We start from the raw sequence: 12,314 nt of genomic DNA, 5'->3' as shown, positions 1-12,314 counted from the left end.
GGGCGACACTTCTCGCTGGAGCAACGCCTTGTCACCGCTCGGACAGCGGCTGTATAACGTTGTAAATGTCAAGCACCGGGACTCGGCGCCAGGCTCACGGTGACGACACCGGACCCGCACCGACCACCCGAGTCGGGACGCTTCGAAAGGGAATGCCGTGCGGGTCAGCCTCAAGGACGTCGCCGCCCACGCGGGGGTCTCCATCAAGACCGTCTCCAACGTGGTGAACAACTACCAGCACGTCACCCCCGCCATGCGTGAACGCGTCCAGCGGTCCATCGACGCACTCGGCTACCGGCCCAACCTGGCCGCCCGGCACCTGCGCAAGGGACGCACGGGCATGATCGCGCTCGCCCTGCCCGAACTCGGCAACCCCTATTTCGCGGAACTCGCCGCCGCCGTCATCGATGCCGCCGCCGCCCATGACTACATCGTGCTGCTGGACCACACCGGCGGCCGCCGCGAACAGGAACTCCTGGTCAGTCAGGGCTTCCGCGCACGCGTGATCGACGGACTCATCCTCAGCCCCATCGAGTTGGAGACCGAGGACCTGCTCGACCGGGCGGAGAACGTTCCGCTGGTGCTGCTCGGCGAGCGGGACTACGACCTGCCGTACGACCACATCGCCATCGACAACGTCGCCGCCGCCCGCGCCGGCGTCCGGCACCTGGTCCGCCTCGGACGCCGGGAGGTGGCGTTCATCGGCGACCGGCGCGGCCGCAGCGAGCCCGCGCAACTGCGCGTACGGGGCTGGCGCGAGGAGCTCACCGCGGCCGGACTCCCGGCCGACGACGGTCTGGTGGCCGCCACCGACGGCTGGGGGCACGCGGACGGCGCGGCGGCCATGACCCGTATCCTCGACGCCGGCCGGCGCCCCGACGCGATCTTCGCGTACAACGACCCCATGGCCATCGGCGTGATGCGTGTCCTGCACGAGCGCGGACTGCGCGTCCCCGAGGACATCGCGGTCGTCGGTTTCGACGACGTGGTCGAGGGGCGCTTCGGCGCGGTGACGCTCACCTCCGTGTCGCCGGACAAGGAGGCCATCGGCCGACTCGCCGTGGAGTCCGTGCTCGCCCGGCTGGGCGGCGAGGCTCCCGAACCCCGCCGCGTCTGGGCGGACTACCGCCTCGTCGAGCGGGAGAGCACCCTCGGACGCGGGGCGGCCGGGGGCGTACCGCAAAGCTGACCGGTCGTTGGCAACTACGTCACGAACCCCGCCAATTGGTCGAGCGACCGACCGGTCGGGGTCATCGGTCATGCCATCCGCCGGGCGGACGCGGCCATGCCCGTCTCCGACTCGCCGCCGGCACCGGCAAAGAGCCTGGTCGCCCGAGGTCCCCGCGGTCGTAAGGGAGTTGGCGCTCCCTGGGCTGCTCCGGCGTGGGCAAGCGCTTCCCCCGCGTCTCCACCACCTCACCGCGCACACAGGTGTGCGCACAGGGGGTTTACAGCGTCCTTCCAACGATGTAAAAACCTCCTTGCAGCGGGCCCGACAACGTTGCCCGCCGGGGGAGACGCACCGTTTCTGCTCATGTGTCAGCTCCCCAGTTCCCTTTCAGCGTCGCCCGGATCGGGGTCACCATGCAGCGCACCACTCACCGTCCTCGTCTCCTCGCCCGCCCCGGCGCCGTGGCCCTGGCCGCCGCGGTCGCCCTGACCGCCGGCGCCTGCGCGAAGTCGGAGGACGACGCCTCGAAGGACACCCGGTCCCCGGCGGCCGCGGGCGCCGAACAGAAGGTCGTCACGCCGAAGCCCGGTAGCAAGACCTGCGCGATCGACGCCTACGGCGGCGAGAAGCTGGACCTGAAGAAGGCGACCGTGGGCTTCTCCCAGTCGGAGAAGGAGGCCAACCCGTTCCGTATCGCCGAGACCCAGTCCATCAAGGACGAGGCCGAGAAGCGGGGCGTCAAGTTGCTGACGGCCAACGCCCAGTCGCAGTTCTCCAAGCAGATCAGCGACGTACAGGACCTGCTCGCCAAGGGTGCCGACCTGCTGGTGATCGCCCCGCTCAACTCCGACGGCTGGGACCCGGTGCTTCAGGCCGCCGCCGCCAAGAAGGTCCCGATCGTCACCATCGACCGCAAGATCAACGCCACCGCCTGCAAGGACTACGTCTCCTTCATCGCCTCCGACTTCGTCGAGCAGGGCAAGCGCGCCGCCGACCAGATGATCGAGGCGACCGGCGGCAAGGGCGAGGTCGCCATCCTCCTCGGCTCGGCCGGTAACAACGTCACCACCGAGCGCACCAAGGGCTTCAAGGAGCGGATCGCCGAGAAGGCACCGGAGTTGAAGGTCGTGTTCGAGCAGACCGGTGACTTCGCCCGCGAGAAGGGCCAGCAGGTCACCGAGCAGCTCATCCAGTCCAAGCCCGGCATCAAGGGCATCTACGCCGAGAACGACGAGATGGGCCTCGGCGCGGTAGCCGCGCTCAAGGGCGCCGGCAAGAAGGCGGGCGACGTCAAGATCGTGACGGTCGACGGCACCCGCAACGCCGTGCAGGGCATCGTGGACGGCTGGATCAGCGGCGTGATCGAGTCCAACCCCCGGTTCGGCCCGCTGGCCTTCCAGACCCTGGACACCTTCACCAAGGGCGAGGAAGTCCCGCAGGACATCATCATCCAGGACAGCGCCTACACCGCGGACAACGCGAAGACGGAGATCAGCAAGGCGTATTGAGCTGTAGGGGGCCCGGACGTCCGGGCCCCCGCGCTCGTCTCTCCCCCCTTCTCGATCCTCTCCCTGGAGGCACAGGTGGCACCCCCCGCCGAAGTCCTCGCCGTCCGCGGACTGAGCAAGACCTTCCCCGGCGTCCGGGCCCTGGACGACGTGGACCTCACCCTGTACGCCGGCGAGGTCCACGCCCTCATCGGCGAGAACGGCGCCGGCAAGTCGACCCTCATCAAGCTCCTCACCGGCGTGTACCGCCCCGACGCCGGCGAGATCACCTTCCAGGGCCGCGCGGTCTCCTTCGCCACGCCCCTGGAGGCGCAGAAGGCGGGCATCTCGACCATCTACCAAGAGGTCAACCTGATCCCGCTGCTCAGCGTGGCCCGCAACCTCTTCCTGGGCCGGGAACCCCGCAACCGCTTCGGTGTCCTGGACATCGCCCGTATGAACCGGGAGGCCGAGGAGACCCTGCGCGGTTACGGCGTCCAGGTCGACGTCCGCCGGTCGCTGCGCACCCTCGGGGTCGGCGCCCAGCAGATGGTGGCCCTGGCCCGAGCCGTGGCCACCGACGCCCGCATCGTCATCATGGACGAGCCGACCTCCTCGCTCGAACCCCGCGAGGTCGAGACCCTGTTCTCGGTGATCCGGCGGCTGCGCGACGCCGGTATCGCCGTCGTCTACGTCAGCCACCGCCTCGACGAGCTGTACGCCGTGTGCGGCACGGTCACCGTGCTCCGCGACGGCCGGCGCGTCCACCACGGCCGCCTCGCCGACCTCGACCGGCTCGCCCTGGTGTCCACCATGCTCGGCCGGGACCTCGGCGAGGTCCGCGCGGAAGGTCTCACCAAGTTCACCGGCGACCACGAGGCGACAGACACCCAACCCGTGCTGGACGCAAGGGAACTGACGGTGCCGCACAAACTGCACCAGGTGTCCCTCAGCATCCGGCCCGGCGAGGTCGTCGGCCTCGGCGGACTGCTCGGCTCCGGCCGCACCGAGACCGCGAAGGCCATCTCCGGCGCCCTGCCCGTCCGTTCGGGCCGTGTCACCGTGGCCGGCGTCCCGCTGCGCGGCGGTTCGGCACCGGCCGCCATCCGGGCGGGCGTCAGCCTGCTGCCGGAGGACCGCAAGAGCGAGGGCGTCGTCCCCGGACTGTCCGTCCGCGAGAACATCGCCCTCGCCGTCCTGCCCCGCCTCTCCCGCTTCGGCCTCGTCTCCGAGGCCCGCGTCGACAGCGTCGTCGACACCTTCATCAAGCGGCTGCGCATCAAGGCCTCCTCACCGCACCAGAAGGTCGGCGAACTGTCCGGCGGCAACCAGCAGAAGGTGCTGCTCGCCCGCTGGCTCGCCATGAACCCCAAGGTGCTGCTGCTCGACGAGCCCACCCGCGGCATCGACGTCGGCGCCAAGGCCGAGGTGCAGAAACTCGTGGACGAACTGGCCGCCGACGGCCTGGGCGTCCTGCTCATCTCCTCCGACCTGGAGGAACTGATCGAAGGGTCCGACCGCGTGGTCGTACTGAAGGACGGTGCCGTCGTCGGCGAACTGACCGGCGAAGACGTCACCGAGGACAAGCTGATGCGCACCATCGCCGGGGACGCCCAGGTGGAGCACCTGGCCAAGGAGGCGGCGACCGATGGCTGAGGCCACCCTCCGCACCGCCCCGCTGGACAGGACCCGCGTGCTGGCATGGCTCCAGACCTACGGCGTCTACGCGGGCGTGGCGGCGCTGCTCGTCGTCAACACCGTCATCACCCCGCACTTCCTCTCCGCGGAGAACTTCCGCACCCAGGCCGTCCAGGTCGCCCCCGTCATCATCGTCGCCCTCGGGATGGCCCTGGTCATCGGCACCGAGGGCGTCGACCTGTCCGTCGGTGCCGTCATGGCACTGGCGGCTTCGGTCACCGCGCTCTACCTCGGCTACGGACTCCTGCCCGCACTGCTCGTGGTCGCGCTCTTCGCGGCCGGCGTCGGACTGGCCAACGGCGCGCTGGTCGCCCTCGTCGGCGTCCAACCGATCGTGGCCACGCTGGCGCTCATGGTCGGCGGACGGGGCCTCGCCCTGGTCCTGCTGCCCCAGTTGGAGGACCTGCGCAACCCCTCCCTGGCCTCGCTCGGTTCCGGCGACGTCCTCGGCATTCCGTACCTGATCCTGATCGCAGCCGTCCTGGCCGTGCTGGTGGCCTTCGTCGTGCGCCGCACCACGTTCGGGCGCCAGCTCCTCGCCATCGGCGACAGCCGCCCCGCCGCGCAGCTCGCCGGTCTGCCCGTACGGCGCGTTCTGATCATCGTGTACGTCGTCTGCGCACTGCTCGCCGCCGTCGCCGGCGTGCTGGCCACCGCCCGCCTCCAGGCCAGCGACCCGACCTCCCTCGGCAACCTGATGGAGCTGTCCGCGATCACGGCGGTCGTCGTCGGCGGCACCCCGCTGACCGGCGGCCGGGTCAACATCGCCGGCACCGTCGCGGGAGCCGTCCTCATCCAACTGCTCACCGCCACCCTCATCAAGCACGATCTGCCGCCCTCCTGGACCCAGATCGCCCAGGCCATAGTGATCGTCGCCGCGGTCTACGCGGCACGGGGACGGGGGAGGCGATGACCGTCACGAAAGCGGACGCGCCCGTGACCACCGCCAGCAATGAGCCGACGGGGGAGACCGCACCGGTCGGCTCCGCCCGCTCCGAACGGCTGAGCGCCCTCGTCCAGCAGCACGGCGCCCTGGCCGTCCTGGTGCTCGTCTCCCTGGTGGCGTCGTTCTCCTTCGACGCCTTCGCCACCGGCGACAACCTCACCAACATGGCGACCAGTTCGGCCTTCCTGGCCATCGTCGCCCTCGGCATGACCTTCGTGATCATCACCGGCGGCATCGACCTGTCCGTCGGCTCGCTGTTCGCCCTCGGCGGCGTCCTCGCGGCCTGGGGCTCACGCCACGGCACTCTGGTGGCCCTGCTGCTGCCCCTGGCGGTGTGCGGACTGATCGGTGTCGTCAACGGCCTGCTGGTCGCGCGCTCCCGACTCGCCCCGTTCATCGTCACGCTCGCCGCGATGCTGGGCGCGCGTGGCCTGCTGCTCGCCATCACCGACGAGGGCGCGGACACCTTTCTGATCGGCAAGGGCTCCTTCCTCGCCGAACTGGGCCAGGGCACCACCCTGGGCCTCGGCAACCCGGTGTGGATCACCCTGGCCCTGTTCGTCGCGGGTGCCGTGGTCCTGCGCCGCACGCGCTTCGGACAGCACGTCTACGCGGTCGGCGGCAACGAGGACGCGGCGGCACTGATGGGTGCCCCCGTGGCCCGTACCAAGATCCTCGTGTACACCCTGTCCGGGCTCCTCGCCGGGCTGGCCGGCGCGCTCAACGCCGCATGGCTCGCCTCCGGCGTGACCATCCTCGGCAGCGGCATGGAACTGGAGGCCATCTCCGCCGTGGTCATCGGCGGCACCCTGCTGACCGGCGGCCTCGGCTACGTCAGCGGCTCCCTGGTCGGCGTACTGCTCCTGAAGGTCATCCAGAACGTCATCAACCAGATCGGCTCCCTCGACTCCTCCTACCAGCAGGTCGTCAGCGGCGCCTTCCTCGCCGTCGTGGTCATCGCCCAGACCTGGCTGGGCCGCAGACGGCAACTCATGTGACAAGCCCCGGACCCGGCGGCCGAGCCCCTCCGACGGCCCGGCCGCCGGGTCCGGTTCCAGGCGGCCGGACTCCCCTCCGGCCGCCGCCCGCACGCGCACGTCTCCCCACCCCACGATTCAAGGAGGCACGATGCGTCGAGTACCCGCAGGCCGAAGGCCGCTGGACTGGCTGAGACGACGAGCGCGGTGGGCGACCACCGCGCTCGCCGCGCTCACCCTGGTCGGCGGTACGGTCCTGACGGCCACCGGTTCCGCGGCCGCCGCACCCCGGGCCTGGACCCCCAAGCCGTCGCCCATGACCACCCCGTGGACCAACCAGGTCCCCGTCGACAACCCGCTCCGGGAATACCCCCGCCCCCAACTGACCCGCCCCGACTGGGCCAACCTCAACGGCATCTGGGACTTCGCCGTCACCTCGGCGGACGCCGGCCAGCCGGCCACCTTCAGCGAACAGATCAGGGTCCCGTTCGCCGCCGAGTCCGCGCTCTCCGGCATCCAGCGCAAGATCACCCAGAACGACAAGCTCTGGTACAAGCGCACCTTCACCGTCCCCTCGAACTGGAACGGCCGCCGCGTCCAGCTCAACTTCGGCGCCAGTGACTGGCGTACGACCGTCTGGGTCAACGGCCGCCAGGCGGGCGCCATCCACAGCGGCGGCTACGACGCCTTCTCCTACGACGTCACCGACCTCCTCAACGGCGGCACCAACACGATCGTCGTCTCCGTCTGGGACCCCACCGAGACCGGCGGCCAGGCGGTCGGCAAGCAGCGGATCCGTGACACCGCCCCGCACCCCGGCGGCGGCATCTTCTACACCGCCGCGTCCGGCATCTGGCAGACGGTATGGCTCGAACCCACGGCCTCCGCGTACATCAGCCGACTCGACATGGTTCCGGACCCGGCGAACAACCGCCTCAAGGTCACCGTCCGATGCACCGGCACGAACGGCCACCAGGCCCGCGTCACCGTCTCCACGGGCGGCACCACGATCGGCACCGCCACCGGCCCGGTCGGCACCGAGTTCACCGTCCCGATCCCGAACCCCCACCTCTGGACTCCCGAGGACCCCTTCCTCTACGACGTGAAGACCGACCTGCTCTCCGCCGGCACGACCGTCGACTCGGTCGGCAGCTACACCGGGATGCGCTCCATCGGCACCGCCCGCGTCGACGGCGTCCTGCGCCCCGTCCTCAACGGCAGGTTCGTCTTCCAGACCGGCACCCTCGACCAGGGCTACTGGCCGGACGGCATCTACACCGCGCCCACCGACGCCGCCCTGCGCCACGACCTCCAGAAGCACAAGGACCTCGGGTTCAACATGGTCCGCAAGCACATCAAGGTCGAGCCGCAGCGCTGGTTCTACTGGGCCGACCGGCTGGGACTGCTGGTCTGGCAGGACATGCCGTCCATGGAGCACACCCCCGACGCCGCCGCCCGCACCCAGTGGGAGGCCGAGTACGACCGCATCATCGACCAGCACCGCAGCTCACCGTCCCTGGTCATGTGGGTCAACCAGAACGAGGGCTGGGGCCAGTACGACCAGGCCCGCATCGCCGACAAGGTGAAGGCCTACGACCCCTCCCGCCTCGTCGACAACATGAGCGGCGTCAACTGCTGCGGCGCCGTCGACGGCGGCAACGGCGACGTCGTCGACCACCACGTCTACGTCGGCCCCGGCACTACCGTGCCCAGCGCCACCCGCGCCGCCGTCCTCGGCGAGTTCGGCGGACTCGGCTTCAAGGTCGCCGGCCACGAGTGGTACCCCGGCGGCGGCTTCAGCTACGAGGACCAGCCCGACCTCGCCCACCTGAACAACCGCTTCGTGGGCCTCATCGACGCCATCCGCGAGGTACGCATGCCCCGCGGCCTGTCCGCCTCGGTCTACACCGAGATCACCGACGTCGAGAACGAGGTCAACGGCCTGCTCACCTACGACCGTCAGGTCGTCAAGGTCGACGAGGCCCGGGTACGCACGGCCAACCGCGCCCTCATAGAGGCCTCCCGTGGCTCCACGGCACCCATCACCCTGCCCACCGGCCAGTACAAGTCCCTGCGCGTGACGACACCGGGCTACACCGACCGGTACCTGCGCCACCGGGACGGAGCCGCCTTCACGGACGTCGTCACCGGCACCAGCGACTCCCTGCTGAAGAACGACGCCACCTGGAAGATCGTCCCTGGCCTCGCCAACAGCTCCTGCTACAGCTTCGAGTCACGCAACTACCCCGGCGAGTACCTGCGCCACCGCGCGTACCGGGTCCACAAGGAGACCGGCAGCGGCGACCTGTACCGGGCCGACGCCACCTTCTGTCCCGTACCCGGCGTGAACGGGGGAGTGCGGCTGTCGGCGTACAACTTCCCGGAGCAGTACCTGCGCCACTACAACGCCGAGTTGTGGCTCGCCACCCCCGGCGGCACGCACACCTGGGACAACCCCGCCCTCTTCGCGGAGGACACCACGTGGGCCGTGGAAGCCCCGTGGGCGCCCTGACCGAGGAATGGAGCAGAGTGGGCCCCGGCGGGAAGTACCCTCCGCCGGGGCCCACTCGTCGCCGCTCTCGCTACGGCTTCTCGTCCGCGTAGAGCGCGCTCACCTCCTCGGCGGTGAGCGCCTTGTCGTAGGCGTGGACCTCGTCGACAGCGCCGTTCCAGAAGTCGGTGTCGTTGCCGTCCCACTGGGCCCGGCCGACGGCCAGGGAACCGGTGCTGGGGTAGGCCGCGCCGCCGGTGGCACTCGCCGCCGGCTTTCCGTCGACGTAGAGCTCGATGGTGTTGTCGGCGCTGTCGCGGACGCCGACCAGGTGGTACCAGCGGCCCCTCTCCGGGGTGGTGACCAGCCGGGCGCGGTTCTCGCCCGGGGTACTGAAGGCGAACGCGCCCTGTCCGTACTGGAGATAGAACGGGCTGGCCTGGCGCCGGGTGTCCTGGCTGATCGCGGTGGCGTAGTTGCCGGGGAGCTCGTCCAGCCGGACCCAGGCGGACACCGAGTAGCTTCCGGTGGTGTCGAGCACCGGCCCGTCGGTCTCGGCGAACTGCCCCTGGCCGTCGAACTTCAGCGCGCTGCCGCTGACGCCGGGCGTCCAGGTCGTGCCCTCGGCGAGGGTCAGGGCCATGGCGTTCGGGCCGCCGTCCTTGGCCGTGCTCCCGGTGCCCTCGTCGAGAGCCCAGGTCCCGCCGCCCTTCAGCGGCTGCCGCTCGCCCGCGGCGGCGCCGGCCGCGATGACCTTGCGGTTGACCTCACGCACCCGGACCGGGTCGACCTTGATCTCGCGGCGGTCGTACGTGTACAGGCCGTTGAGCTCGTTCTCCAGGTCGGTGATCTGCGTGTAGACCGAACCGGACAGCTCGTTCGCGGCCTGGTCGAGATAGAACTTCTCGGTGTTCTCGACGTACTTGCGGGTCAGCGCCTCCTTGTCGGCGACACCGCTGTAGATCACGGTCGGGGCGCCCGGCCACATGTGCCCGGGGGTGCGCAGGGTGAAGCCGCCGTGCTCACCGTCCATCGCGGCCCGCTTGTCGTCGGGGAACGGCGGGTCCTCGTTGTTGTAGTCGTGGTGGTCGATGATGTCGCCCTTGCCCGAATCACCCTTGGAATTGCAGCAGTTGACGCCACTGTGGGCGTTGACGACACGGGACGGGTCGGCTTCCTTCACGGCCTCGGCGAGCTTGCCGGTCTCCGTGCGGTCCCACTCGCCCCAGCCCTCGTTGAAGACGATCCAGCCGATCACGGACGGAGCGTTGTGGTGCTCACGCAGCACCTCGCGGCCCTGGTCGACGAAGGCGCGCCGCCCGGTCTCGTTGGTGATGTTGCCGGAGACGAAGTCCTGCCAGACCAGCAGGCCGAGCCGGTCCGCGTGGTAGAACCAGCGCGCGGGCTCCACCTTGATGTGCTTGCGTACGGCGTTGAAGCCCATCTCCTTGTGCGCCTTCAGATCGAACGCGAGGGCCTCGTCGCTCGGCGCGGTGTACAGGCCGTCGGGCCAGAAGCCCTGGTCGAGGGTGGCGAGGGAGAAGACCGGCTTGCCGTTGAGCACCAGCTTCTGGAAGCCGCCGACCTTCGCCACGCCTATCTCGCGCATACCGAAGTAGCTGCGGACCCTGTCGGTCGATCCGCCGTCGGTGAGCTTGACGTCGAGGTCGTAGAGGTAGGGGTCGTCCGGGCTCCACAGGTGCTGCTTCGCGACCGGCAGCCGCAGCTGCTCGTTGGCCGGCCCGCTGACCTTGCCGACGACGTTGCCGCGCCTGTCGCGCGCGACCGCCTCGACCCGGGCGCCGGAGGACGCCTTGTCCGACTCCACCGTCACGGCGAGGCTGCTCGTGTCGATGTCGGGAGTGGAGACAACGTTATCGATCGCCGCGTTCGCGACCGGCTCCATCCAGACGGTCTGCCAGATGCCCGAGGACTGGGTGTAGAAGATGCCGCCCGGGTTGGTGGACTGCTTGCCCATCGGCTGGTCCGCGCCCCCGGTGTCGGTGACCGCGACCACGACCTCCTGCGGCCCCGAGCCCTTCAGCGCGTCGGTGATGTCGGCGCTGAACGCGTCGTAGCCACCGGTGTGTTCGGCGACCTTCGTGCCGTTGACGAAGACGCGCGCCTGGTAGTCCACGGCGCCGAAGTTCAGCTTCAACCGGTTGTCCTTGCCGACCTTCCAGCCCTTGGGGACGTCGACCAGCCTGCGGTAGAACATGTGGTCCTCGTGCCGCTCAAGGCCGGAGAGCTGCGACTCCACCGGGTACGGCACGACGATCTTCTCGTCCAGATCCTTGCCGAACACGGGCTGCTCGCCCGCCTCGGCGCCGCTGAACTGCCAAGGTCCGTTGAGGTTCTTCCACTTGGAGCGCACCTGTTGCGGACGGGGGTACTCGGGCAGCGGGTTCTTGGTGTCGACCTTGTCGCCCCACTTGGTGGTGAGCCGGTGGGTGGAGGCGTTGTCGGCGTAGCGGATGACCTTCGGCACGACCTCGCCGCCCGAGGTCAGGCCGCCCTCGCCGTCGTAGGTGACCCGCACTTGCTGGTTCCTCTGGATGGGCTCGGCGAGCGTCACGAGCAGGGAGTTGCGGTCGCCGGGCGCGACGGTGACCGACTTCAGGGGCATGGCCGTGGTGTCGGCCTCCACCTTCAAGTGGTCCTTGAGCGACCGGAGTTCGTCGACCTTTCCCTCGAACCGGGCGCGCAGCCGGCGTCCGTCCGCGGCCACGGACAGCTCCACCGGGTAGACCTCGAAGCCCTCGGGCGGGGTGAACGCCGACATGGGCACGAGCTGCTTGGACAGGCCGGGGCCGGCCCAGCGCAGGAACATGTTGGCGCCGCCGAAGTCCTGGAACATCTCCAGCCGGAAGTCGTGCTTCTCGCCGGCGTCGAGCCGGATCGCGGCGCTGGTCTGCTCCTTGTCCCAGTCGGGCTCCCAGTGGTCGATGACCGGTTCGCCGTCGATGTAGAGCCGGAAGCCGTTGTCGCCGATGGCGTAGAAGGTGTAGTCGCCGGTGGCCGGTGCCTCGATCTGGCCCGTCCAGCGGGCGGTCGTGTGCTCCGTCCTGCCGTTCAGCTCCTGGAAGGTGCTGGTCAGGCCGGAGAAGTTGATCTGCGGGTCGAGCAGCGTGCCACCGAGTTCGGCGAAGTCCCGTGCGCCGGGCGCCGACATGCCGAAGTACTCGCCCTTCAGGCCGTGCACCTCGACGTCGGCTGCCTCGGTGGCGAGCGCCGAGGCGCTGCCGGTCGGTTCCGCTGCCGACGCGGTGGCGGCCAGACCGCTCGGGGGCACAACGAGCGCGGCCGTGGCCAGCAGCGCCCACAGTCTGGTCCGTGGGCGGAAGTGTTGTCTCGTCATCGAACCTTTCCTCGCACAGATGCCGCTCGACCGGACCGGCCATCTGGAACGACCGGGCCGCCGGGATGAGGAAGACCGGTACCGGACGCGGTCGGGCGGCTCTTTCAACGTTGGAAATCCTGCGACAGCCGAAATGACAGCACGGCCCTCGACCGCTGTCCAGACCTCGCGCACCACTCGGTCACC

7 protein-coding genes are annotated in these 12,314 nt (G+C 69.9%); 6 read left to right on the top strand and 1 reads right to left on the bottom strand.

Going from position 1 to position 12,314, the window contains the following annotated elements; genetic code table 11:
- The first annotated feature begins 157 nt into the window (after positions 1-157).
- The 6 genes from ACIQWG_RS12950 to ACIQWG_RS12925 all read left to right on the top strand — a co-directional run bounded on the left by ACIQWG_RS12950 (position 158) and on the right by ACIQWG_RS12925 (position 8,791).
- Complete coding sequence (locus ACIQWG_RS12950) at positions 158-1,189, top strand: LacI family DNA-binding transcriptional regulator (RefSeq protein WP_404094059.1); 1,032 nt, start codon at positions 158-160, stop codon at positions 1,187-1,189.
- A gap of 395 nt (positions 1,190-1,584) precedes the next feature.
- Positions 1,585-2,679 (top strand): ABC transporter substrate-binding protein, encoded by a 1,095-nt coding sequence (locus ACIQWG_RS12945; RefSeq protein WP_404094057.1) that lies wholly within the window; start codon positions 1,585-1,587, stop codon positions 2,677-2,679.
- A gap of 75 nt (positions 2,680-2,754) precedes the next feature.
- Positions 2,755-4,314 (top strand): sugar ABC transporter ATP-binding protein, encoded by a 1,560-nt coding sequence (locus ACIQWG_RS12940; RefSeq protein WP_404094055.1) that lies wholly within the window; start codon positions 2,755-2,757, stop codon positions 4,312-4,314.
- Positions 4,307-5,269: an ABC transporter permease gene (locus ACIQWG_RS12935; protein ID WP_404094052.1), complete on the top strand. Its 963-nt coding sequence runs from the start codon at positions 4,307-4,309 to the stop codon at positions 5,267-5,269. The genes ACIQWG_RS12940 and ACIQWG_RS12935 overlap by 8 nt, the downstream gene beginning before the upstream one ends.
- Entirely contained in the window at positions 5,266-6,300 is a 1,035-nt protein-coding gene (locus ACIQWG_RS12930) for an ABC transporter permease (RefSeq protein ID WP_404094049.1), read from the top strand. Before ACIQWG_RS12935 ends, ACIQWG_RS12930 begins: the two co-directional genes overlap by 4 nt.
- Positions 6,301-6,430: 130 nt before the next feature.
- Positions 6,431-8,791: an AbfB domain-containing protein gene (locus tag ACIQWG_RS12925; RefSeq protein WP_404094046.1), complete on the top strand. Its 2,361-nt coding sequence runs from the start codon at positions 6,431-6,433 to the stop codon at positions 8,789-8,791.
- A 70-nt stretch (positions 8,792-8,861) separates the two neighbouring features.
- Here the strand turns inward: ACIQWG_RS12925 and ACIQWG_RS12920 are convergent, their stop codons facing one another.
- Positions 8,862-12,128, bottom strand: a complete 3,267-nt coding sequence (locus ACIQWG_RS12920; protein WP_404094043.1) for a LamG-like jellyroll fold domain-containing protein — start codon at positions 12,126-12,128, stop codon at positions 8,862-8,864.
- Positions 12,129-12,314: the final 186 nt, after the last annotated feature.

Origin of the sequence: Streptomyces sp. NPDC098781, from assembly GCF_044759995.1 — a bacterium.
Classification (GTDB): Bacteria; Actinomycetota; Actinomycetes; order Streptomycetales; family Streptomycetaceae; genus Streptomyces.
Note: the sequence above shows the minus strand (reverse complement) of the source record. Positions and strands in the feature narration are given on the sequence as shown.